Raw genomic sequence first — 23,593 nt, 5'->3', positions numbered from 1 at the left:
CCCGGCGCCCGGACGCCCCACCCGTGCCGCGCACCGCGCGCACCCGACGCCCGGAGGCTCCCGTGACCCAGACGACCACGCCCACCCCCGCGACCGCACCGCCGGCCGCCGGCGCACCCGCCACCGCCCCCGCCGAGCTCACCCTCCGCCGCGGACGCTGGATCGACGGCTGGGACCCCGAGGACGCCGACCAGTGGCGGACCGTCGGGCGCGCGTTCGCCCGCCGCAACCTCGGCCTGTCGGTGTTCGCCGAGTTCCTCGGCTTCGCCGTGTGGGCGCTGTGGAGCATCGTCGTCCCGCGGCTGCCCGACGCGGGCTTCGCCCTCACGGTCGACCAGATGTTCTGGCTCATCGCGGTGCCGAGCCTCGTCGGCGCGACGCTGCGCATCCCGTACACGTTCGCGGTGCCCGTGTTCGGCGGCCGCAACTGGACGGTCGTGTCGGCGCTCCTGCTCCTGCTGCCGACGGGCGCGCTCGTGTGGGCCGTGCAGAACCCGCAGCTGCCGTTCGGCGCGCTGCTGGCCGTGGCCGCGCTCGCCGGCGTCGGCGGCGGCAACTTCGCCTCCTCGATGGCCAACATCTCGTTCTTCTACCCCGAGAAGGAGAAGGGGAAGGCGCTCGGCCTGAACGCGGCGGGCGGCAACATCGGCACCGCCGCCGTGCAGCTCGCCGTGCCGCTCGTCGTCGCCGCCGGCGCGGGGCTCTCGCTGGAGCGGGCCGGTCTGATGTTCCTGCCGCTCGCCGTGCTCGCGGCCGTGCTCGCGTGGCGGTTCATGGACAACCTGAGCAACGCCAAGGCCGACCCGCGCGCGTACGGCGCCGCCGCCCGGGCCAAGCACACGTGGGTCATCTCGTTCGTCTACATCGGCACGTTCGGCTCGTTCATCGGGTTCTCCGGCGCGTTCCCGACGCTGCTGGACGCGCAGTTCCCCGAGGTGACGCTCACCATCGCGTTCCTCGGTGCGCTCGTCGGCTCGGTCGCGCGGCCCGCCGGCGGCGCGCTCGCGGACCGCTTCGGGGGTGCGCGGGTCACGGTCGTCGCGTTCGGCGTGATGGCGCTCGGCACGGTCGGGGCGATCCTCGCCCTGCGGGCGCAGTCGTTCGGTCTGTTCTTCGGCTCGTTCCTGCTGCTGTTCCTCGCCACCGGCGCCGGCAACGGCTCGGTGTACCGGATGATCCCCGCGGTGTTCCGCTTCGGCGCCGGTGACGACGCCGACCGCGCGCGCCGCGCCAAGGCGGCCGCCGGGTGCATCGGGATCGCCGGCGCCGTCGGGGCCCTCGGCGGGTTCCTCATCCCGCGCGGCTTCGCGGTCTCCACGTCGCTGACCGGGTCCATCCAGGCCGCGCTGTGGGTGGTCGTCGGGCTCTACGCGGTCATGGCGCTCACCACGTGGGCCGTCTACCAGCGCCGCGGGTCGGCGTTCGGCACGACGGTCATCTGACCGACGGCGACGACCCCGGGGAGGGCACGAGCGTGACGGTGACCACCACCGCGCAGGACGAGCGCACGACAGCGACGCAGGTCGCGACCGTGTGCTCGTACTGCGGCGTCGGCTGCGGCGTCGTCCTCGACGTGGTCGAGGACGACGCGGGCGGCCGGCGCGTCCGCAGGGCCAGCGGCGACCGCGCGCACCCGTCCAACGGCGGGCGCCTGTGCACCAAGGGCGCGACGAGCGCCGACATGCTCGCCGCCGGCGGACGCCTCACCCGCGCCCTCGTCCGCACCGAGCGCGGGGCCGAGGCCGCGCCCGTGCCGCTCGACGAGGCGATCGCCACGGTCGCCCGACGGCTGCGCGAGATCGTCGACCGGGACGGGCCGGACGCCGTCGCCCTCTACGTGTCCGGCCAGATGAGCATCGAGGCGCAGTACCTGGCGAACAAGCTCGCCAAGGGGTACCTGCGCACGAACCAGATCGAGTCGAACTCCCGGCTGTGCATGGCCAGCGCCGGCACCGGCTACAAGCTCTCGCTCGGCGCCGACGGGCCACCCGGCTCCTACGAGGACCTCGACCACGCCGACGTGTTCCTCGTCATCGGCGCCAACATGGCCGACTGCCACCCGGTCCTGTTCCTGCGCCTGCTCGACCGGGTCAAGGCGGGCGCGAAGCTCATCGTGGTCGACCCACGCCGCACCGCCACGGCGGAGAAGGCCGACCTGTTCCTGCAGGTGCGACCTGGGTCCGACCTCGCCCTGCTCAACGGGCTCCTGCACCTGCTCGTCGAGTCGGGCGCGGTCGACGAGGAGTTCGTGGCCGAGCACACCGAGGGCTGGGACGCGATGCCCGCGTTCCTGGCCGACTACCCGCCGGACGTCGTCGAGACCCTCACCGGCGTGCCGGCCGACGACCTGCGGGCCGCCGCCGCCCTCATCGCCCGCGCCGGGAGCTGGGTGTCCTGCTGGACCATGGGCCTCAACCAGTCCACGCACGGCACGTGGAGCACGAACGCGCTGGTCAACCTCCACCTCGCCACCGGCGCGATCTGCCGCCGCGGCAGCGGTCCGTTCTCGCTCACCGGGCAGCCCAACGCGATGGGCGGACGCGAGATGGGGTACATGGGCCCCGGCCTGCCGGGCCAGCGGTCCGTCCTCGACCCCGACGACCGGGCGTTCGTCGAGGACCTGTGGGACCTGCCCGCCGGCACGCTGCGCGCCGACGGGGTCGGCACCGGCACTATCGACATGTTCCGCCGCATGGCCGACGGCGAGATCCGCGCCTGCTGGGTGATCTGCACCAACCCCGTCGCGTCCGTCGCCAACCGCCGCACCGTCATCGAGGGGCTCGAGCGCGCCGAGCTCGTCGTCACGCAGGACGTCTTCGCCGACACCGAGACGAACGCCTACGCCGACGTCGTGCTGCCGGCCGCGCTGTGGTCCGAGGCGGAGGGCGTCATGGTGAACAGCGAGCGCACGATGACGCTCGCGCGCCGCGCCCTCGACCCGCCCGGCGAGGCCGTCCCCGACTGGCAGCTCATCGCCCGCGTCGCGACCGCCATGGGCTTCGACGGGTTCGCGTACGCGAGCGCCGAGGAGGTGTTCGAGGAGATCCGCCGCAGCACCAACCCGCGCACCGGCTACGACCTGCGCGGCGTCACCCACGCACGCCTGCGCCGCGGCCCCGTGCAGTGGCCCGCCGCCCCCGACGGTCCCGCGCGCAACCCGGTCCGGTACCTCAACGACGGCGTGCACCAGCCCGTGCAGGTGCGCCCCGACGGCACCCGCCCCCGCCTCGTCTTCCCCACGCCGAGCGGGCGCGCCGTCTTCCACGCCCGCCCGCACCTCGACCCCGCCGAGATGCCCGACGACGACTACCCGTTCGTCCTGACCACCGGCCGCGTGCAGCACCAGTGGCACACCCTGACCAAGACCGGGAAGGTCGCCGCGCTCAACCGCCTCGACCCCGGCCCGTTCGTCGAGGTCCACCCCGACGACGCCGCTCGCCTCGGCGTGGCCGCCGGCGGGACCGCCGAGGTCGCGTCGCGTCGCGGCCGCGCCGTGCTGCCCGTCGTCGTCACCGACCGCGTCCGGCCCGGCACGCTGTTCGCCCCGTTCCACTGGAACGACCTGTTCGGCGAGTACCTGTCCGTCAACGCCGTCACGAACGACGCCGTCGACCCCCTGTCGTTCCAGCCCGAGCTCAAGGCGTGCGCGGTCACCCTCACCCCGGTGTCCCCGCCCGACGCCGCGGACGTGCCCGACCGGGGCGACACCGCCGCCGACGACGCGGCGCCGCCCACCGGCACCCTCGACGGGCCCGCCACCATGCGGGCGCTCGCGGCCGCCCTCGGGCTCGAGGACGTCGGCCCGCCCGCTCTCGGTCCCGACGAGCAGCGCTACCTCGCCGGCTTCCTCGCGGGCCTCGGCCGGGGCGTGGCCGGCACGCCCGTGCTCCCGCCCACCGCGCCCCTCGACGGGCCCGCCGCCCTCTGGGTCGACGGCGTGCTCGCCGGCATGTTCTCCCGCGCGCCGGGCGGCGGCCGGCGTCCCGGTCCGCCCGCCGCCCCCGTGCGCGAGCTCGTCGTCCTGTGGGCCTCGCAGACCGGCACCGCCGAGGAGCTCGCCACCACGGTCGCCGCCCGCCTCGCCACCGCGACGGGCCGCACGCCCCGGGTCGCGGCGATGGACGACGCGCTCGAGAGCCTCCCGCGCCGCGCCGACGTCGTCCTCGTCACCAGCACCTTCGGCGACGGTGACGCACCCGACAACGGCACCGCCCTGTGGGAGCTGCTCGCCGACCCCGCCGCACCCCGCTTCGACGGCGCCCGCCACGCCGTCCTCGCCCTGGGCGACCCCGCCTACGACCAGTTCTGCGGGCACGGGCGCCGCCTCGACCGGCGCCTGGAGGAGCTCGGCGCGCAGCGCCTCGTGCCCCGGCTCGACCGCGAGCCCGGCGACGACGACGCCGTCGGCCCCTGGGTCGACGCGCTGGTGGCCGCGCTCGCGGACGGTGCCGACGCGACCACGACCGGCGGCGAGGCGACCGACGACGACGCCGCCCGCGCGCAGCCGGCTCCTCCCGCGCGGACGGCACCGGCGGGACCGGCGGCACCGCCCGCGCCCGCCGCGCCGCCGACGCACGCCACCCGGGCGCACCCCGGCCGGGCGCGCCTCGTCCTCAACCGCCGGCTCGGCGAGCCGGGGTCCGCGAAGGAGGTGCGCGAGATCGTCCTCGACACGAGCGCCAGCCCGCTGCCCGTGCCGTACCGGGCCGGGGACGCGCTCGCGGTGCGACCCGTCAACGCCGAGGCGCTGGTCGCCGAGTGGCTCGACGTCACCGGTGCTGACGCCGCCGCCGTCGTCACGGTGGAGGGGGTGGGTCCCGTCCCGCTCGCCGACGCGCTGCGGACCGAGCTGGACGTGACCCGACCCTCGACCGCGCTCCTGCGGTTCGCCGCCGAGCGCTCCGGCAGCGAGCGGCTGCGCCGGCTGCTGCGCCCGGACAACCGCAACGACCTCGCGCGGTGGCTGTGGGGGCGGCAGGCGGTCGACGTCGTCGCCGAGCTGGGCGTGCGGGCCGACGCGCAGGAGTGGGTGGACGTGCTCAAGCGCCTGCAGCCGCGGCAGTACTCGATCTCCTCCAGCCCGCTCGTCGACCCCCGGCGCGTGCGGCTGACCGTGTCGGTCGTCCGGTACGCCGGCCCCACCGGCGCCGCCCGCACCGGGGTGTGCTCGGCGTACCTGGCGGACGCCCCCGACGGCACGGAGGTCGCCGTGCACGTCCAGCCGTCCGCCCACTTCCACCTGCCCGACGACGGCACGACGCCGGTCGTGATGGTCGGGCCCGGGACGGGGGTCGCGCCGTTCGTCGGGTTCCTCGCCGAACGGCAGGCCCGGGGTGACCGCGGCGAGAGCTGGCTGCTCTTCGGCGAGCAGCACGCGGCCACGGACTTCTGGTACCGCGAGGAGCTCGACGCGCTGCGCGCCGACGGCGTGCTCACCCGGCTGGACACGGCGTTCTCCCGCGACCAGCGCACCAAGGTCTACGTGCAGGACCGGATGCGCGAGCAGGGGGCGCGGCTGTGGGCGTGGCTCGAGCGCGGCGCGCACGTGTACGTGTGCGGGGACGCCTCCCGCATGGCGGCGGACGTGGACCTGGCCCTGCGGGAGGTCGTCGAGCGGCACGGCGGCCTCGCGGCGCCGGACGCGGCGGCGTACGTCAAGCGCCTCGCGGAGCAGCGGCGGTACGCGCGCGACGTGTACTGACGCGCGCTCAGGCGACGGTGACCTCGACCTGGTGGTACCCCGTCGCCCCGTCGGGCACGACGCCCTCCCGCGCGCCCGTCTGTGGCCCCTGCGGGTCGAAGGCGCGCACGTGCAGCCGGTGCGCACCGGCGGGTGCGGCCCGCCACGTCCAGCGCCACTGCCGCCAGGTGTCGACGCCGCCGTCGCCCGCGAGCTCCGCGTCCTGCCACGCCCCGTCGTCGACCCGCACCTGCACGCGGTCCACCCCGCGGTGCTGGGCCCAGGCGGTGCCCGCGACGAGGACGTCGCCGGCGGGGACGGTCGCGCCCGCCCGCGGGACCTCGATGCGCGACTGCGTCTTCACCGGCCCGCGCTCCGACCAGCCCCGCCGGGTCCAGTACGCCTGCGCGGCGTCGAAGCGGGTGACCTCGAGCTCGGTGACCCACTTCGTCGCGGACACGTACCCGTACAGGCCCGGCACGACCAGCCGGACGGGGAAGCCGTGCTCGGGCGGCAGCGGGGCGCCGTCCATGCCCACCGCGAGGAGGGCGTCACGGTCGTCGGTGAGCGCCTCGAGCGGGGTGGACGCGGTGAACCCGTCGACGCTGCGGGACAGGACCATGTCGGCCTCGCCCGTGGGCCGTGCGCGAGCGAGCACCTCGCGCACGGGCAGGCCGAGCCAGCGCTGGTTGCCGACGAGGTCGCCGCCGACCGGGTTCGAGACGCACGCCAGGGTCACCCACGCCTCGACGAGGTCCGACGCGAGCAGCTCGTCCCACGTCAGCTCGACCTCGCGCTCGACGAGGCCATGCACGCGCAGGCGCCACGTCCCGGGGTCGACCTGCGGCACGACCAGGGCGGTGTCGATCCGGTAGAACGTCGCGGGCGGGGTGACCCACGGCTCGACCCCGGCGACGGCGACCTGCACGTCGGGCGGGGGAGCGGGCGCGGGACGGACGGGCCGCGGCAGCCGGAGGCCCTCGCGGACGGCCTGCACGCCGCGTCCGGCCGCGCCGGCGACGCGGCCGACGGCGAGCCCGACGACCCCCAGCGCGGCGGCGAGCGACGCCGCGAGCAGGAAGCCGCGCCGGGACGGGTCGGCCGGCGCGGACGGGGCGGCCGCGACCGGGGCGTCCGCGACCGCGGCGTCCGCGGGAGCGGCCTCGGCCGCGGCGGGCGGGAGGCGGCGCAGCAGGGTCCGCAGCACCAGCAGCCCGGCCGCGGCCCCCGCCACCGCGGGCAGCGGCGCGAGCAGGCCGGCGTCCGCACGCGTCATGGCGGCGAGGCCCGCGAGGCCGCCCAGCGCGACGACGAGCAGGGCGCCCCACGACCACCTGCGGTGCGCCAGGACCCCCGCGAGCGCCGCGAGGGCCGCCAGGACGACCGCCTGACCGGCCGCGAGCACCGCCTTGTCGGCCGTGCCGAACGTCGCGACCGCCCAGTCCTTCAACCAGGGCGGCGTGAGGTCGACGAACGCCGCGCCGACGGCGACCAGCGGGTCCGACGACGCGCCGGCGGCGGCCGCGAGGAGCGCGCCGACGCCGACCGTGACGGCACCCGCCGCGAGGCCGGCCGCCGCGGGGGCGGCCGCGGACCGGTGCCGATCACGTCCCATCCCGCCACGGTAGGCCCGCACCCCCGTCCCGCCCGCCGGGGACGGGCACGACGACGTCCTCACACCGCCACCCGTGCGGGTGTGCGCGGATCGTTCCGCCGGGGTAACGCACGCGCGACGCCGCCCGAAACACGCCGTTCGTAGCGTCGTGCCACGCCCCGCCGGACCCGCAGCCGCGGACCCGCACACCGCCACCCGCACCCCGGAGGCCCTCATGGACGGACCCCGCCACCTCGTCGTCGTCGGCGGCGGCATGGTCGCCCAGCGCCTCGTCGAGGCCCTGCGCGACCGCGACACCGCCGGGACCTGGCGCATCACGGTCCTCGCGGAGGAGCCGCGCCGCCCCTACGACCGCGTCGCCCTCACGAGCTTCTTCGCGGGCCGCACCCCGGACGACCTCGCGCTCGGCGACGCGGCCCTGTGGGACGACCCGCTCGTGACGCTCGTGCGCGGCGACGCCGTCACGGCCGTCGACCGGCAGGCGCGGACCGTGACGGCGGCGTCCGGGCGCACCTACCCCTACGACCACCTCGTCCTGGCGACCGGGTCGTACGCGTGGGTGCCGCCCATGGAGGGCGCGGACCTGCCGGGCGTGTTCGTGTACCGCACGCTCGACGACGTCGCGGCGCTGCGTGGCTACGTGACGCGGCTGCAGGAGGACCGGGCGCACCCGGTGCGCGGCGTCGTCCTCGGTGGTGGCCTGCTCGGGCTCGAGGCGGCCGGCGCGCTCGACGCGCTCGGGGCGCGGGCCACCGTGCTGCAGGTCGACACCCACCTGATGTCCGCGCAGGTCGACCTCGGCGGCGGCGAGGCGCTGCGCCGCCTCATCAACCGGATCGGCATCGGCGTGCGGACGCAGGCCATGACGACGCGCGTGCACGAGCACCGCCGCGGGGGCGTCGGCCGCGTCGAGCTGGCCGACGGCACCCGGCTCGACGCGGACGTCGTCGTCGTGGCCGCCGGGGTGCGTCCCCGGGACGAGCTGGCCCGGGCGGCCGGGCTGGCCGTGGGCCCGCGCGGCGGCGTGGTCGTCGACGACACGTGTGTGTCGGAGGACCCGGACGTCTCGGCGGTCGGCGAGGTGGCCTGCATCCAGGGCGCCTGCATCGGCCTCGTCGCGCCCGGCTACACGATGGCCGAGATCACCGCCGACCGGCTGCTCGGCGGGTCGGCCACCTTCCCGGGGGCCGACACGGCGACGAAGCTCAAGCTCGCCGGTGTCGACGTCGCGAGCTTCGGGGACGCGTTCGCGCGCACCCCCGGCGCGCTGGAGATCGTCTGGGCGGACCCGGTCGCCGGCGTCTACAAGAAGCTCGTCCTGTCCGACGACGCGCGCACGCTGCTCGGCGGCGTCCTGGTCGGCGACGCGAGCGCCTACGCGAGCCTGCGGCCCATGCTCGGCCGCGAGCTGCCCGGCGACCCGTCCGCGTTCCTGCTCCCCGAGGGCACGGGCGGCGCTCCCGACCTCGAGCTGCCCGACGACGCGGGTGTGTGCTCGTGCAACAACGTCTCCGCGGGCGCGATCCGCCACGCCGTCACCGAGGAGGGCTGCCACGACCTCGGCGCGGTCAAGGGCTGCACGCGGGCCGGCACGAGCTGCGGCTCCTGCCTGCCGCTCGTGAAGAAGCTCATGGCGACCGAGCTCGAGAAGCTGGGCGTCACGGTGAGCACCGCGCTGTGCGAGCACTTCGCGCTGTCCCGCGCGCAGCTCTACGACGCCGTCCGCGTCGCCGGCGCGCGCACGTTCACCGAGGTCGTGGAGCGGTTCGGCACCCGCGCCGCGGGTCGCGGCTGCGACATCTGCAAGCCCGCCGTCGCGTCGATCCTCGCGACGACGGCGCCGGGGCACGTCCTCGACGGCGAGCGCGCCGCGCTGCAGGACACGAACGACCACGTGATGGCGAACCTGCAGAAGGACGGGTCGTACTCCGTCGTGCCGCGCATCCCCGGCGGGGAGGTGACGCCCGAGGGGCTCATCGCGATCGGCGAGGTGGCGAAGGACTTCGGTCTGTACACGAAGATCACCGGCGGGCAGCGCATCGACATGTTCGGTGCCCGCATCGACCAGCTCCCGCTCATCTGGCAGCGCCTGGTCGACGCCGGGTTCGAGTCCGGCCACGCCTACGGCAAGTCGCTGCGGACCGTGAAGTCGTGCGTCGGGTCCACCTGGTGCCGGTTCGGGGTGCAGGACTCCGTCGCCCTCGCGGTCCTGCTCGAGCTGCGGTACCGGGGGCTGCGGTCGCCGCACAAGATCAAGCTCGGCGTCTCCGGGTGCGCCCGCGAGTGCGCGGAGGCCCGGGGCAAGGACGTCGGCGTCATCGCCACCGACAAGGGCTGGAACGTCTACGTCGGCGGCAACGGCGGCTTCACGCCCCGCCACGCGCGCCTGCTCGCCGAGGACCTCGACACCGAGGCGCTCATCCGCACCATCGACCGCTTCCTCCTTTACTACGTGCGCACCGCCGACCGGCTGCAGCGCACGGCGCCCTGGATCGAGGAGGTCGAGGGCGGGCTGGACGGCGTCCGTGCCGTCGTGATGGACGACGCGCTCGGCATCTGCGGCGACCTCGACGCGCAGATGGCCCAGCACGTCGAGGAGTACGAGGACGAGTGGCGCGCCACCCTCGACGACCCGGAGAAGCTGCGCCGGTTCGCGTCCTTCGTCAACGCCCCCGAGGTGCCCGACCCGTCCCTGGCGTACGTGCCCGAGCGCGGTCAGGCCCGCCCCGCCACGCCCGACGAGCGGGCCGCCGCCGCGACCGGCGCCCCCGTCCTCGTCGCCGGCTCGACCCTGGAGGTCCGGTCGTGACCACCCTCGACACCGACACGACGCTCGACGCAGCGGTCCCCGCACCCACCTGGCTCGCCGTGTGCCGCCTCGACGACCTCGCGCGCGAGCGCGGCGTCGCGGCGCTCGTCCCCGATGGCCCCCACGGACGGCTCGAGCAGGTCGCCCTGTTCCGGCTCGTCGACGACCGCGTGCTGGCGGTCCAGCAGCACGACCCGTTCAGCGACGCGTACGTGCTCGCCCGGGGGATCGTCGGCTCGCGGGCCGTCGACGGCGCGGAGGTGCCGACGGTCGCCTCGCCCATGTACAAGCAGGTCTTCGACCTGCGGACCGGCGTGTGCCTCGACGCGGCGGGCAAGCAGCCGGTCGTCGGCCACGGCCCCGACCTGCGCACCTGGGGCGTGCGGGTCGTCGACGGGACCGTCGAGGTCGCCGCGAGCACCGGCGGCGCGTCGTGACCGCGCTGCTCGGCGTCGAGCTCGCCGGCCGCGTGGTCGTCGTCGCCGGCGGCGGTCCGGTGGCGGCGCGCCGTGTGCAGCAGCTCCTGGCCGAGGGGGCGCTCGTGCGCGTCGTCGCCCCCGCGGTGTGCGAGCCGATCGCCGACCTGGTCGTGGCGGGGGAGGTCCGCTGGCTCGACCGCGAGGTGGTGCCCTCCGACCTCGACGACGCCTGGCTGGTGCACACCGCGACGGGGGACCGCGCGACGGACCAGGCCGTGGTCGCGTGGGCGACCGCGCGGCGCGTGTTCTGCGTGGACGCCGGCGGACCGCGACGTCCGGCCCGCGGCACGGCACGCACGCCCGCGACGACCCGCGCGGGCGACGTGCTGGTGGGGGTCGTCTCGACGGGCGGCGCCGACCCGCGCCGGTCGGTGCAGGTCCGCGACGCGCTGGCGGCGACGCTGCGCGAGGGACGCGTCGACCTGCGCGGGCGGCGGCAACGGCCCGCCGGCCAGGGGCGGGTCGTCCTCGTCGGCGGGGGACCGGGGGACGTCGACCTGCTGACCGTCGCGGGCCGGCGCGCGCTGGCCGAGGCCGACGTCGTCGTCGCCGACCGGCTCGGGCCGACCGCCGTGCTCGACGAGCTGCCCGACGACGTCGAGGTCGTCGACGTCGGCAAGTCGCCGGGGCACCACCCGGTCCCGCAGGCGGAGATCAACCGCATCCTCGTCGAGCACGCGCAGCGCGGGCACGTGGTCGTGCGCCTCAAGGGCGGCGACCCGTTCGTCTACGGACGCGGTGGGGAGGAGGTGCTCGCGTGCCGCGAGGCCGGCGTCCCCGTCACCGTCGTGCCCGGCGTCAGCAGCGCGTTCGCGGCCCCGGCCGCCGCCGGCATCCCCCTGACGCACCGCGGCACCGTGGGGGCCGTGCACGTCATGAACGGCACGGACGGGTGGACGCCGGCCGCGCTGACCGGCCTGCGCGACGCCTCCTGCACGGTCGTCGTCCTCATGGGCGTCGCCGCGCTGCCCGGCCTCGCCGCGACGGCGCTCGCCGCGGGCGTGCCGGGCACGACGCCCGTGGCGCTGGTCGAGGAGGCCACGCTGGGCGGGCAGCGGGTCACCCGCGCGCCGCTCGAGGGGGTCGCGGCGGCCGCCGCCGCGGCGGGGGTGCGGTCGCCGGCCGTGATCGTGCTCGGTGCGGTGGCCGCCGCCGGGCTTCTGGAGCCCGGACCGCGGGCGGTCGAGGACGGTCGCCGCCCGGACGTCCTGGCGCACGACCCCGCGCCGCCCGCGACAATGGTCCCGTGACGGGCGCGATGATCGACCAGACGCTCGCCGGATGCGTCGTCCTCGTGACGGCCGACCGGCGGGCCGGCGAGCTCAGCGCCGCCCTCGAGAGGCGCGGCGCGACGGTCCGCCACGCGCCCTCGCTCGGCATGGTGCCGCACACGGACGACGCGCTCCTGCTGCAGGAAACGCGCTCGGTCGTCGCCGACCCGCCGGACACCGTGGTCGTCACGACCGGCATCGGGTTCCGCGGCTGGGTCGAGGCCGCCGACGCCGCCGGGCTGGCGGAGCGGCTCGTGGACACGCTCCGCGGGACCCGGATCATCGCCCGCGGGCCCAAGGCCCGGGGGGCGATCCAGGCCGCCGGCCTCAGCGCGGACTGGGTCGCGGAGTCCGAGACGAGCGCCGAGATCGCCGAGGTCCTCCTCGACGAGGGGGTGGCGGGGCGCGACATCGTCGTCCAGCACCACGGCGCCGGCGCGGACGGGCTCGACGAGGCGTTCGTCGTCGCCGGTGCACGCGTGCGCAACCTCGTCGTCTACCGCTGGGGGCCGCCGCCCGACCCCGCGGTCGTCGCCGCGTCCACGCGGGCCGTCGCGGACGGCGAGGTCGACGCGGTCGTCTTCACGTCCGCGCCCGGGGCCGCGGCGTGGCTCGCCGCCGCCGACGCCGAGGGCGTCACCGAGGACGTCGTCGAGCGCCACCGCGCGGGCGCCGTCGTGTTCGCCGCCGTCGGCCCGGTGACCGCCCGGCCGCTCGAGGAGCGCGGCATCGCGCCGCTGCTGCCCGACCGGGGCCGGCTGGGGTCCCTCGTGCGGGCCGTCGTCACGCACTACGGCGGGCTCGAGGCCCTCGACACGGTCGCCGGGCCGCTGCGGGTCCACCGCGCCGCGGCGGTGCTCGACGGGCACGTGCTGCCGCTGTCCCGCACCGGGCTGGAGGTGCTGCGCCTGCTCGCCGCCGCCCGCGGCTCGGTCGTGCCGCGCGACCGGGTCCTGGCCGCGCTGCCCGGGGAGTCGTCGGACCCGCACGCCGCCGAGGTCGCGATCGCGCGACTGCGGGACGCGACCGGCAGCCGCGCGCTCATCCGCACCGTCGTCAAGCGCGGGTACCGACTCGAGCTGCAGGAGCAGGCATGACCGACCCCGTCCCGACCGTGCCGGCACCCGTGCTCGTCGGCTGCTCGCACGGCACCGACAGCGTGACGGGGCGCGCCGCGATCCGGTCGATCGTCGACGACGTGGCGCGGCTGCGGCCGGATCTCGACGTGCGCGAGGCGTTCGTCGACGTGCAGGAGCCGGAGGTCGCCGACGTCGTGGCGGACGCCCTCGCCGGTGCTCCCGCCGTGGTGGTGCCGCTGCTGCTGTCGGTCGGGTTCCACACGAAGGTCGACGTCGCGGCCGCCGTCGACCGTCCCGGCGCCGCGGCGTCCGGGCCGCTGGGGCCCGACCCGCGGCTCGTGGACATCCTCGCCGACCGGCTGGACGCGGCCGGCCTGCGGGACGCGGACGCCGTCGTCCTCGCCGCCGCCGGCTCCAGCGACCCCGCCGCCGCCGACGCCGTGCGGGTCGTCGCCGACGGGCTCGCGCGGCGGCTCGGCCGGGATGTCGCGGTGGGCTTCGGGGCCGGGGCGCACCCGCGCGTCCCCGTCGCGGTCGCGCAGGCGCGCGAGGGGCTCGCTCCGGGCGGTCGCGTCGTCGTCGCGTCCTACCTGCTCGCACCGGGCTACTTCCTCGACCGCGTGCTCGAGGCCGGGGCGGACGTCGTGAGCGACGCGCTCGCACCCGACCCGCGGCTCGCGCAGATCGTCCTGGACCGGTACGCGGAGGTCCGGGGCACGGCGGAGAGCGGCTGGTCGGCCGCCGCCGGGGCGGAGCCCGCCCGCCCCGCCTGAGCGGGCCCGGCCCGGTCGCGGGCTCGGGACCTGCGGTGGCGACCCGTCGGACCCGCGCCTAGCGTCGCAGGTGCCGGCCGGAGCACACCGCGCCGGCCGACACGCGCCCGCCGCGCACCACCGACGTCGCGGCCGGCGCACCCCGGCAGCCCCTGCGGAGGTGCGGCGATGAACAAGTCCTCGACGTCGAAGGCGGCCACGGCGCCGGCCCCGGACGACCCGCGCAAGCCGGACTCCCCGGGAGACCTCAAGAAGCGGTCGTGGAAGTACGTCCTGCGCAAGACGGTGCGCGAGTTCATGAAGGACCAGTGCACGGACCTCGCCGCCGCGCTGACGTACTACGGCGTGCTCGCGGTGGCGCCCGCGCTGCTGGCGATCGTCTCCCTGCTGGGCCTGGTCTCGAACCCGGAGCGCACCGTCGACGCGATCCTCGGGATCGTGCAGGACGTCGCTCCCGAGGGCGCCGACGAGACGCTCCGCCCGATCCTCCAGCAGCTGACCGAGGCGCCGGCCGCCGGGCTCGCCCTCGTCATCGGTCTCCTCACCGCGCTGTGGTCCGCGTCCGGGTACGTCGCCGCCTTCAGCCGCGGCATGAACCGCGTCTACGAGATCGACGAGGGCCGGCCCGTCTGGAAGCTGCGCCCGATCCTGCTGCTCGTCACGCTCGTGCTCGTCGTCATCGCGGTCCTGGTGATCGGTGCCGTCGTGCTCTCCGGCGGCGTCGCACGCTCCATCGGCGAGGCGATCGGGCTGTCGGACGCGGTCGTGACCGTGTGGAACATCGCCAAGTGGCCCGTCGTGGTGCTGCTCGTGGCACTCGCGATCGCGATCCTGTACCACGCCACGCCGAACGTGCGGCAGCCGAAGTTCAAGTGGATCAGCGTCGGCGCGTTCGTCGCGATCCTCGTCTGGGTGCTGGCCTCGCTCGGCTTCGCCTTCTACGTCGCGAACTTCTCGAGCTACAACGAGACGTACGGCTCGCTCGCGGGTGTGGTCATCGCCCTGCTGTGGCTCTGGATCACGAACCTCGCCCTGCTGTTCGGGGCGGAGCTCGACGCCGAGCTCGAGCGCGGCCGCCAGCTGCAGGGCGGCATCGAGGCCGAGCGCACCATCCAGCTCCCGCCGCGCGACACGAAGGCCAGCGACAAGAAGCAGGCGAAGGCCGAGGAGGACGTGCGTCTGGGCCGCGAGGTGCGTGAGGCGGCGCAGCGCGAGCAGGCGCAGGACGGGGGAGACGGCGACGCGGACCGGTCGGGTGCGCGCACCGGCTCGCACCGGGCGGACCCGGACCGCGACTCCCGCTGACGGCGCGACCGGCACCCCGCCCGGCGCGACGAGGCCCCCGGACCGCAGGGTCCGGGGGCCTCGTCGTGGGTTCTGCGTGCGGTCGGCGCTCGCGCGCGGTTCGCGCTCGCGCGGTCTCAGCGCAGGGCGCGTCCCGTCGCGCCGGCCGCCGCGGCGCCCGCGCCGGTCGGCACGGCCGTCCCGGTGCGGGACGGCGCCGGCACGCCGGTGCGGCGGCCCGGCCACGCCAGCAGGACGAACATGTCGCGCTCGCCGCGCGGTCCCACGAGCGACGCACGCACGACCGGCACCACGCCGTCGCGCTCGCAGCCCGACAGCTCGTCGGCCAGCGTGCGCCCCCAGGACGCGCCGAGCCGCCCGCAGGGCTGCCCGTGCGCGTCGAGCAGGCGCAGCCCGTGCTCGTCCCGCACCACCTCGAGCTTGAAGCGTCCCAGCCGGTCGGGGCGCGGCAGCACGCCGTCGCCCTCGCGGAAGCCCTCCACCCGGACGGTCACGTGCCCGCCGGCGCGGGGGACGATCCGCGTCTCCGGACGGGCCACCCGTGCGCGGCTCATCGCGGCAGGGGGAGGCCGGCGGCCTCGGCCAGGTACTCGCAGACGCGGTACGGGTCGCCACGGAACGTCGTCACCCGCTCGACCACGTGGGCCGCCAGGTCACGGATGGGCACGTTGCCGTTGTTCGACGCGGCGCGCAGCACGCCGAAGGCGCTCTCGGGGTCGATCCCGTAGGCGAACGCGACGATGCCCTTGGCCTGCTCGATGTGGGCGCGGTGCGCGGCCGACGCGGCGATGTCCCGGTTGGCCTCGCTGCGCGAGCGCTCGGCGACCTCGTCCGTCAGGTCGAGGAAGTAGCCCTCGAGGACGGACGCCGCCTCGGGGGCGCCGGGACGGCGTCGGCCGACCAGGGCGACGACGCGGGGACGGCCGGTGGCGTCCATGATCCGGTGCACGCTGCCGAACGGGCGGTCACCGACAGTGGCCTCCTCCAGGACGCGCCGCGCGCCGTCCCGGTCGTCCGGGTGCTTGTGGGCGAGGACGAGCGCCGTCGTCGGCACCACCTCGTGCGGCTCGAAGCCGTGGAGGCGGTAGACCTCGTCGGACCACCACCACGCGTCCGCCCGGGCGTCGTACGTGAACGCACCCACCCGGGTCCGAGCCTGCAGGGACGTCCGGTCCCGACGGTTCGCTGCACTGTGCACGGGCATTCCTCCACGAGTCACACCATCGTGGGCCGCGCCCTGACCCCGACCACGACGCTACCCCGACATCCGGGACGCGCCACTCGGAACGGGAGGCACCGGACTCTCGGGACAGGGCGGTGGGGTGGAGCGGCGTCGGCCCGACGCCCCGCGCCGCGTCCCCGGGACGGCGGCTTCATCCCGGCGCGTGCGCCGGGACGAGGTCATCACATCGCAGGTCAGAGCGCATCCGGAGGGCCCGCCCGGGCCGCGGCGCAGGGGTGACGGCGGCCCGTGCGACGGCAGCGCGACGCGCGGCGGGGCCGGCCGGCCCCGCCGCGCGTCGGGGTGCTACGGGACGAGCCCGGTCACGGCCAGGAGCTCTCCCCGGAGGCCATGACGAGCATCTCGCGGATCTCGGAGCCCACCGGCTGCGTGAGGGCCGCGAGCACCGCGCCCGCGGTGGCCCGGGGGTCGTTGAGGTCCGCGTCCGGGCCCGGCTTGTACTGCTCGGTGCGCCCGTCGAAGAACGCGGTGCGCATGCCGCCCGGGATCAGGCAGGTGACGCCGACGCTGCCCGCGAGCTCCGCCGCGAGGGCGTGCGAGAAGCCGCGCACGGCGAACTTCGACGCGCTGTACGCGGTCGCGTCGCTCATGCCGCGCAGCGCGAGCGTCGAGGCGACGGTGACGACCGTCCCGCGGACCTTCTCCAGGTAGGGGACGGCCGCGCGCACGACCGCGACCGTGCCGAACAGGTTGACGCGGACGACCTTCTCCCACGTCTCCGGGTCGATGTCGACGAGCCGTCCGCACGCGTCGGTGCCGGCCGCCGTCACGACGGCCGTCGGCTCGCCGAGCTGCTGCACGAGCTCCTCGACGGCCTGGGCCGCGGCGGCGGAGGCGGACAGGTCGACCTCGACGTACGGCACGTCGGGCCGCGCGGGCTTGGCCCGGTCCAGCACGCCGGCCCTGCCGCCGGCCGCGAGGACCGCCTCGACCACCGCGGCGCCGAGCCCGGAGGACCCACCGGTGACGATGACGGTGCCGACCTCGCGCGGGGCGAGCAGGACGGGGGACTCCGGGGTGGTGCTCACACGGTCTCCTTCGTGGTGGTGGTGGCACGGGCTGCGCCCGTGCGCTCGATGATCGACGTCGTCGAACGGCCGTCGAGGTAGGGGAGCAGGACGACGCGCCCGCCGTGCGCGCGCACCGTCGCCGCCTCGGGCAGCTCGGCGCCGCCGTAGTCGCCGCCCTTGGCCCACACGTCGGGCCGCAGGCGGTCCAGGGCGTCGCGCGGGTCGTCCTCGTCGAAGACGACGACCGCGTCGACGCAGTCCAGGGCCTCGAGCACGCGGGCGCGGTCGCCCGCGGTCACGACGGGCCGGCCCTCGCCCTTGAGCCGGCGCACCGAGGCGTCGGAGTTCATGAGCACGACGAGCGCGTCCCCGAGCCGGCGCGCGGCCTGCAGGGTGGCGACGTGGCCGGCGTGCACGATGTCGAAGCAGCCGCCGGTCGCCACGAGCGAGCGGCCGCCGGTGCGCAGCCGGGCGGCCAGCGCGGCCAGGTCGTCGCCGTCTGCGGGCGTCCCGGCCGGGGGGTCGGCGACGGTACCGGCGTCGTCGGGGGACGTCACGCCTGCGCCGGCACGCGACGGCGCGGGCGCGTCGTCCCGGCTGCGGTACCCCTCCGCGCCGCCCGCGGCGACCCAGGCGCCGGCGTCCGCGACGCCGCGGCCGACCGCCTCGACGGGCAGCGCACCGGCGGCGAGGGCGAGCGCGGCCGACGCGGCGAACCGGTCGCCCGCGCCGCACGGGTCGCCGCCCGTGACGGCCCGCGCCGGCACGTACTGGGCCTCGCCGCCGGTCGCGACGAACGCCCCGTCCTCGCTCACGGTCACCGCGACCGCGCGCGCCGACCAGACCTCGCGCAGACGGCGGGCGAGCGTGTCGGGCGGGGCCGCCGCCGCGCCGGGCTCGTCGCGCAGCGCGCCCCGGGCCTCGCCGAGGTTCGGCGTGACGAGGGTGACGCCGGGGACCGGTGCGCCCCCGCGGGGGTGCGGGTCCCACACCACCGGGCGGGTGCGCGCCGCCTCGGCGAGCAGCGCCCGCAGGTCGTCGTCGCGCGTGACGCCCGCGCCGTAGTCGGAGACCAGGACCACGTCGGCGTCCGCGAGCACCCGGCGCACCTCGTCGACCGGGACCTGGCCCGGCGTGCCCGGCCCGCCGTCGTCGATGCGGACCAGCGAGTGGGCCGCGCTGCGCACGCGCACCTTGCGCCGCGTGCCGCCCTCGTGGGGGAGCGCGACGACGTCGAGGACGCGCGACAGCGACGCCCTGAGGCGCCGGCCCGCGTCGTCGTCCGCGACGGGCGCCACGAGCGTGACCCGCGCGCCCTCCGCGGCGAGCAGCGCCGTCAGGCCGGCGCCCCCGGGGCTCTCGCGCACGTGCGTCACGTCGAGCACGGGTGCGGGGGCGTCGGGGCACAGCCGGTCGACTCGCCCCTCGACGTCGCGGTCGAGCACGACGTCGCCGACGACCACGACGTGCGGCCGGACCGCGCTCACGCGGGCACCTCGACCGCGGCCGGCACGCCCGCCGCGGGTCGGGTGGGGCGGGCCGGACGCAGCGCCAGGTGCTCGTCGAGGCTCGCGCACACGGCGTGCACCGCGACCAGGTGGACCGCCTGGATCGCCGCGGTCGACGGCGCGTCGACGGCGAGGACCTCGTCGGAGAGGGCCGCGAGGGGGTTCGGGCGCGGTCCCGTCATCGACCACACCGCGACGCCCACCTCGTGCGCACGCTCGGCGGCGCGCAGGACGTTCGGGCTGCGGCCGGACGTGCTCAGCAGCACCAGGACGTCCCCCGGGCGCCCGTGCGCCTCGACCTGGCGGGCGAACATCTCCTCCAGGCCGTAGTCGTTCACGAGCGCCGTGACGCTCGAGCTCTCGGAGCACAGGCACAGCGCCGACAGCGGGCGCCGGTCGTGCAGGAAGCGGCCGACGAGCTCGGACGTCAGGTGCTGGGCCTCGGCGGCGCTGCCGCCGTTGCCGGCCGCCAGCAGGCGGCTCCCGTCGGCGAGGCGCTGCGCCAGCGTGGCGCCCCACCGCTCGACGGTGCCGGCCTGCCGCCGCAGGCTGCGCAGCCCCTCGGCGAGCTCGGCGTCGTGGCTCTCGATCCAGGTACGGGCGCTCACACCGCCACCTCCTCCACCCGTGCCGCCGCGGCGACCGGGCTCGTCAGGGACTGGTACACCAGCTCGGTCTGCGCCGCGACGCCCCGCCACGAGTAGTGGGTGAGGGCGCGGCGGCGTGCCGCGACGCCGAACGCGCGCCGCCGGGCGGGGTCGTCGAGGAGACCGCGCAGCGCGGCCGCGAGGGCCTGCGGGTCCCGCGGGGGGACGAGCAGGCCGGTCACCCCGTCCGCGACGGAGTCGAGCAGACCGCCGACGGCGCTGCCGACCAGCGGCACGCCGCACGCGGCGGCCTCGAGGGGCACGATGCCGAACGGCTCGTACCAGGGGGTCGCGACGACGGCGTCCGCCGACGAGACGAGCTCGGGGACGTCGTCGTGCCCCACGCGCCCGAGCAGGTGCACGCGGTCCGCGACGCCCAGCTGGCGCGCGAGGGCGGCCAGGCGGCACGCCTCCGGGTCGTCCGGGAGGGCGGCCGCGTCGGGGCCGCCCGCGACGAGCAGCTCGGTGTCCGGCAGGTCCACCAGGGCGTGCAGGACCGTGTCGACGCCCTTGCGCTCCACCAGGCGGCCGAGGCAGACCAGGCGGTGGCGGCGGGCGCGCGGGAACGGGCCCGTCGCGCCGCGCACGGGGCGGAAGTGGTCGACGTCCACGCCGCAGGGCACGACCCGGACGCGCGCCGGGGGCACGCCGAGCCGGGTCAGCTCGCGCACCTCGTCGCTGCAGGTGGCGATGACGGCGTCGACCCTGCGCCCGATCGTCGCCTCGGCCGTGATGCGGCCCGACGGGCTCGTGTCCTTCACGCCCTGGTGTCGCCGCTTGACCGAGCCGAGCGCGTGGTACGTCTGCACCGTGGGGACGCCGTGCACCTGGGCGGCCTGCACCGCGGCCAGGCCGGACATCCAGAAGTGCGCGTGCACGACGTCGGGGACGCCGTGGGTCGCCCAGTCGTCCGCCACCCAGTCGCCCAGGTCCGGCATCCAGGGCAGCAGGTCGTCCTTGGGCACGGCCGTGGCGGGCCCGGCGGGCACGTGCACGACCTCGACCCCGGGGCTCATGGGCACCCGCTCGGGCAGTGCCGGGTCGTCCCGCCGGGTGTAGACGGTCACGTCGTGGCCCAGGTCGGCCAGGGCCGCGGCGAGCGCGGCGACGTGGACGTTCTGCCCTCCCGCGTCGACGCCGCCCAGCACGGCGAGCGGGCTCGCGTGCTCCGACACCATCGCGATCCTCATCGCGTCGCCCCCTCGATCACCTCGTGCCAGTCGGACAGGAACCGCTGGAGCCCGAACCGCTCGAGCGCGTGGGCCCGCGCGGCGAGCCCGCGCTCCTTCGCCTCCGTCGGGTCGGCGAGCCAGCGGCGCAGCGCGGCGACGAGGTCGGCCGGGTCGCTGCTGACGACGCCCGCGGCGGCCGGCACCGACTCGGGGGCCGCCGTCGTCGCGAGCACCGCCACCGGCATGCCCAGGTGCATCGCCTCGATCAGCGCGAGCCCCAGGCTCGTCCAGCGGTACGGGTGCAGGTAGGCGCGAGCGCCGGCGAGGCGGGCGTGCATCTGCGTCTGCGGGACGTCGTCGTGCAGGTGGTCCGCCTGCTGCGGCAGGTGCTCGGCCAGCGCGGCCATGCCCATGCCGTACACCTCGACGGGCATGCGCTCCGCGACGTGCAGCAGGACGTCGGTGCCGGCGACGCGCCAGCGCCGCACCGGCTCGTTCACGACCGCCGCGACGCGCTCGCGCTCACCGGTCCACAGGTGCCCCGGGTCGGGGATGCCGTGCTCCACCACCGTGACCGGCGCACGGCCGTTGTCCCACACGAGCGCGTTGAACCGCGTCACGTGCACCACCGGGATGTCGTCGCGGTCCGCGAGCAGGTGCCGCGTGGCGACCGGGTGCTCGACGGGCGTGTTGTGCTCCACGTAGACCGCGGGCACGTCGACGCCGGCGCGCTTGCCGGCCCAGCGCTCGAGGAGCTCCAGGTCGCGGGGCCGCTGCAGCACGACCAGGTCGAACGGCTCGTCGCGCAGGTGCTCCAGCGGCACCTCGCGCACGGTGTCGGGCCACGGGTACGTGCGCGCACGCCCCAGGCCGTCGGGGGAGCGCTCGGCGTCCACCGGGACGAGGTACTCGTGCTGGCCCTGGACGAACGAGGTCATCCACGAGCCGTGCACGTGCCAGGCGAGGATCCTCATGCGACCACCTCCTCGGGTGCGGCCGGCACGTCGGCGGGCGTGCCGACGACGTGCTCGACGGCCGGCGCGGAGGCCACCGTGAGCGCGTCGACGGCGGCGACCACCTGCGCCGGCGTGACGGACGAGAGGCACGGGTGGCCGGCCACCGGGCACTCGCGCGCCCGGCTGCCGGCGCACGGCGCCTCCTGGTCGCCGAGCACGACGCTCGGCACGGCCCACGGCGACCAGCGGTCGGCGGGGACGACGGGGGAGAACAGGGACACCACGGGCGCGCCGACGGCGGCGGCCAGGTGCGCGGGTCCCGTGTTCCCGACGACGACGGCGTCGGCGGCGGCGAGCACGGCCGCCAGGCCGGGCAGCGTGGTGCGGCCGGCGACGTCGACGACGCCGGGCAGGCCGGCGGCGACGCGGCCCGCGAGGTCGCGCTCACCGGGGCCGCCGGTGACGAGCACGGTGCGGCCGGCGTCGGCGAGGGCGGCGACGATCGCGCGGGCGTGCTCGGGCGAGGGGGCGCGTGCCGGGACGGACGCGCCCGGGTGCACCACGACGTACCCGCCGCCGACGTGCGCGTGCGCGTCGGCGGGCAGCGCGTCCCTCAGGTCGAGGAGCGGCCGGCGCACCGCCAGGTGGCCCGGGTCGTCCTCCGGCAGGCGGCCGCCCGCCGCCGCGGCGAGGTCGAGCGCGGCCTCGACCTCGTGCAGGCCGTCGGGGCGCCGGTGCCGCACGTCCAGCAGCGACCCCGGGTAGTCGACGCTCGTGCCGGCGACGAACGGGACGCCGGCGAGCCGCAGCACGAGCGCGGCGGGCAGCGGGCTCTGGTGGAAGGACGTGAAGACGACGGCGCGGTCGTAGCGCCGCGCCGCGAGGGTCGCCACGAGCTCCTGGACGGCCGCGGGGTCGACCGCGGGCGGGCGGTACCCGCTCCACGGCGGGTCGAACACCAGCACGTCGTCGACGCCCGGCAGCAGGCGCGCGGCCTGCGCGCCGGCGGGCGACGCCAGCAGGTCGAGACCGTCGGCGGTGGCGGCGAGCGCGCGCAGCGCCGGCCCGGTGAGCAGCACGTCGCCGTCGCTGTCGAGGCGCACGGCCAGCACGCGGGTCATGCGTGGACCTCGTCGCGCCGCACCCGCCCGGTCGTCTCGATCGCGGCGGCGTCGACGACCTCCGGGAGGAGGTGGTGCAGGGCGGCCCGCAGGTCGGGGGCGACGACGGGCGCCGCCGCGACCTCCTGCGCGCGGGTGACGGGCGTGGGCACCAGCACCGGGCGCGCACCAGCGGCGAGCGCCGCGCCCACGTCCGCGCCGATGTCGCCCACGACGGCGCACTCGTGCGGCGCCAGCCCGAGCGCGGCGGCCGCCGCGAGCACCATGCCCGGGGCCGGCTTGCGGCACGCGCACCCGTCGTCGGCGCCGTGCGGGCACACCTGGACGGTGTCGAAGGGCCCGAGCAGCTCCGCGAGCCGCGCGTTCACCGCGTCGACCTGCTCGCGGGTGAGCAGGCCGCGCGCGATGCCGGACTGGTTGCTCACGAGCCCGACGCGCACGCCGGCGGCCCGCAGCGCGTCGAGCAGCTCGCGTGCGCCGTCGACCGGGTCCACGAGGGCCGGGTCGCCGTTGTAGGGCACGTCGTGCACGAGGGTGCCGTCGCGGTCGAAGAGCACCGCGCGCACGGCCGGGGCGGCGGCCGGCGCGGGGCCGGTCGCGGCGGGCGCGTCGGGGCGCGTCGGGGAGGACGTCGCGGGGGAGGTGACCGGGATCACGCCGCGCCCGCCGCCGCGACGACCCGGCGGGCGGCCGGTGGGGCCGTCGACGGGTCGTGGTGCTGGGCGGTGACGCGGTGCTCACGCATGAGTGGCCGACCTTCCGTGAGTGGTCCACAGTCGTCCCGGACGAGGTCCGGCTGCAGATCAGGAGCGCAACCGGGCTTCTTCCGGCGGGGGCGACCCCGGGCCCAGAGTGGAGCACTTCACCCGCTCCTGCACTTCGAACCGTTCGGGACGCTTCGTTCCGCTTGTCCTGCGGATTCGCG

General features: G+C 77.0%; 18 protein-coding genes. 8 read left to right on the top strand and 10 right to left on the bottom strand.

The annotated features are described in order from the left end of the window. The first annotated feature begins 62 nt into the window (after positions 1 to 62). Together FB586_RS15060 and FB586_RS15055 are read left to right on the top strand one after the other, a co-directional pair. Positions 63 to 1,442, top strand: coding sequence for an MFS transporter (locus FB586_RS15060; RefSeq protein WP_136520118.1), 1,380 nt, complete (start codon positions 63 to 65; stop codon positions 1,440 to 1,442). Positions 1,443 to 1,474: 32 nt separating this feature from the next. Next, entirely contained in the window at positions 1,475 to 5,701 is a 4,227-nt protein-coding gene (locus FB586_RS15055; protein ID WP_136520117.1) for a bifunctional nitrate reductase/sulfite reductase flavoprotein subunit alpha, read from the top strand. A 7-nt stretch (positions 5,702 to 5,708) separates the two neighbouring features. Here the strand turns inward: FB586_RS15055 and FB586_RS15050 are convergent, their stop codons facing one another. Further along, positions 5,709 to 7,295, bottom strand: coding sequence for a molybdopterin-dependent oxidoreductase (locus tag FB586_RS15050; RefSeq protein WP_136520116.1), 1,587 nt, complete (start codon positions 7,293 to 7,295; stop codon positions 5,709 to 5,711). Between the two features lie 214 nt (positions 7,296 to 7,509). Here FB586_RS15050 and nirB point away from each other — a divergent pair, with 214 nt between their 5' ends. The 6 genes from nirB (at position 7,510) to FB586_RS15020 (ending at position 15,011) form a co-directional block, all read left to right on the top strand. Then, positions 7,510 to 10,104: a nitrite reductase large subunit NirB gene (nirB, locus tag FB586_RS15045; RefSeq protein WP_136520115.1), complete on the top strand. Its 2,595-nt coding sequence runs from the start codon at positions 7,510 to 7,512 to the stop codon at positions 10,102 to 10,104. Beyond that, positions 10,101 to 10,541, top strand: coding sequence for a nitrite reductase small subunit NirD (gene nirD, locus FB586_RS15040; protein WP_136520114.1), 441 nt, complete (start codon positions 10,101 to 10,103; stop codon positions 10,539 to 10,541). Before nirB ends, nirD begins: the two co-directional genes overlap by 4 nt. Next, positions 10,538 to 11,833, top strand: a complete 1,296-nt coding sequence (cobA, locus tag FB586_RS15035; protein ID WP_136520113.1) for a uroporphyrinogen-III C-methyltransferase — start codon at positions 10,538 to 10,540, stop codon at positions 11,831 to 11,833. The genes nirD and cobA overlap by 4 nt, the downstream gene beginning before the upstream one ends. 8 nt (positions 11,834 to 11,841) lie before the next feature. After that, positions 11,842 to 12,951 (top strand): uroporphyrinogen-III synthase, encoded by a 1,110-nt coding sequence (locus FB586_RS15030; protein ID WP_136520274.1) that lies wholly within the window; start codon positions 11,842 to 11,844, stop codon positions 12,949 to 12,951. After that, positions 12,948 to 13,706 carry a sirohydrochlorin chelatase gene (locus FB586_RS15025; RefSeq protein WP_136520112.1) on the top strand — a complete coding sequence of 253 codons (759 nt, stop codon included), beginning with the start codon at positions 12,948 to 12,950 and terminating at the stop codon, positions 13,704 to 13,706. The genes FB586_RS15030 and FB586_RS15025 overlap by 4 nt, the downstream gene beginning before the upstream one ends. A 168-nt stretch (positions 13,707 to 13,874) precedes the next feature. Next, entirely contained in the window at positions 13,875 to 15,011 is a 1,137-nt protein-coding gene (locus FB586_RS15020) for a YihY/virulence factor BrkB family protein (protein ID WP_222928369.1), read from the top strand. A 116-nt stretch (positions 15,012 to 15,127) separates the two neighbouring features. Here FB586_RS15020 and FB586_RS15015 read toward each other — a convergent pair whose 3' ends face one another. The 9 genes from FB586_RS15015 to FB586_RS14975 form a co-directional block, all read right to left on the bottom strand. Beyond that, the gene (locus tag FB586_RS15015) at positions 15,128 to 15,565 is read right to left on the bottom strand and encodes a hypothetical protein (protein WP_136520111.1); all 438 of its coding nucleotides are present in this window, start codon (positions 15,563 to 15,565) and stop codon (positions 15,128 to 15,130) included. Beyond that, positions 15,562 to 16,155 carry a PAS and ANTAR domain-containing protein gene (locus tag FB586_RS15010; RefSeq protein ID WP_168800571.1) on the bottom strand — a complete coding sequence of 198 codons (594 nt, stop codon included), beginning with the start codon at positions 16,153 to 16,155 and terminating at the stop codon, positions 15,562 to 15,564. The genes FB586_RS15015 and FB586_RS15010 overlap by 4 nt, the downstream gene beginning before the upstream one ends. 401 nt (positions 16,156 to 16,556) lie before the next feature. Further along, positions 16,557 to 17,282: an SDR family oxidoreductase gene (locus tag FB586_RS15005; RefSeq protein WP_246036791.1), complete on the bottom strand. Its 726-nt coding sequence runs from the start codon at positions 17,280 to 17,282 to the stop codon at positions 16,557 to 16,559. After that, positions 17,279 to 18,751 (bottom strand): PfkB family carbohydrate kinase, encoded by a 1,473-nt coding sequence (locus FB586_RS15000; RefSeq protein WP_136520109.1) that lies wholly within the window; start codon positions 18,749 to 18,751, stop codon positions 17,279 to 17,281. Before FB586_RS15000 ends, FB586_RS15005 begins: the two co-directional genes overlap by 4 nt. Further along, positions 18,748 to 19,380 (bottom strand): D-sedoheptulose-7-phosphate isomerase, encoded by a 633-nt coding sequence (locus FB586_RS14995; protein WP_136520108.1) that lies wholly within the window; start codon positions 19,378 to 19,380, stop codon positions 18,748 to 18,750. The genes FB586_RS15000 and FB586_RS14995 overlap by 4 nt, the downstream gene beginning before the upstream one ends. After that, positions 19,377 to 20,609, bottom strand: a complete 1,233-nt coding sequence (locus FB586_RS14990; protein WP_136520107.1) for a glycosyltransferase — start codon at positions 20,607 to 20,609, stop codon at positions 19,377 to 19,379. The genes FB586_RS14995 and FB586_RS14990 overlap by 4 nt, the downstream gene beginning before the upstream one ends. Further along, entirely contained in the window at positions 20,606 to 21,565 is a 960-nt protein-coding gene (locus tag FB586_RS14985; protein WP_136520106.1) for a glycosyltransferase family 4 protein, read from the bottom strand. The genes FB586_RS14990 and FB586_RS14985 overlap by 4 nt, the downstream gene beginning before the upstream one ends. Beyond that, positions 21,562 to 22,668 carry a glycosyltransferase family 9 protein gene (locus tag FB586_RS14980; protein WP_136520105.1) on the bottom strand — a complete coding sequence of 369 codons (1,107 nt, stop codon included), beginning with the start codon at positions 22,666 to 22,668 and terminating at the stop codon, positions 21,562 to 21,564. The genes FB586_RS14985 and FB586_RS14980 overlap by 4 nt, the downstream gene beginning before the upstream one ends. Continuing rightward, entirely contained in the window at positions 22,665 to 23,324 is a 660-nt protein-coding gene (locus FB586_RS14975; RefSeq protein ID WP_136520104.1) for a D-glycero-alpha-D-manno-heptose-1,7-bisphosphate 7-phosphatase, read from the bottom strand. The genes FB586_RS14980 and FB586_RS14975 overlap by 4 nt, the downstream gene beginning before the upstream one ends. Between the last annotated feature and the right edge of the window lie 269 nt (positions 23,325 to 23,593).

This window comes from Cellulomonas telluris, assembly GCF_004886325.1.
GTDB classification, from domain to species: Bacteria; Actinomycetota; Actinomycetes; order Actinomycetales; family Cellulomonadaceae; genus Cellulomonas; species Cellulomonas telluris.
The sequence above is the reverse complement of the archived record's forward strand: the minus strand, read 5'-3'. Positions and strand labels throughout refer to the sequence as shown.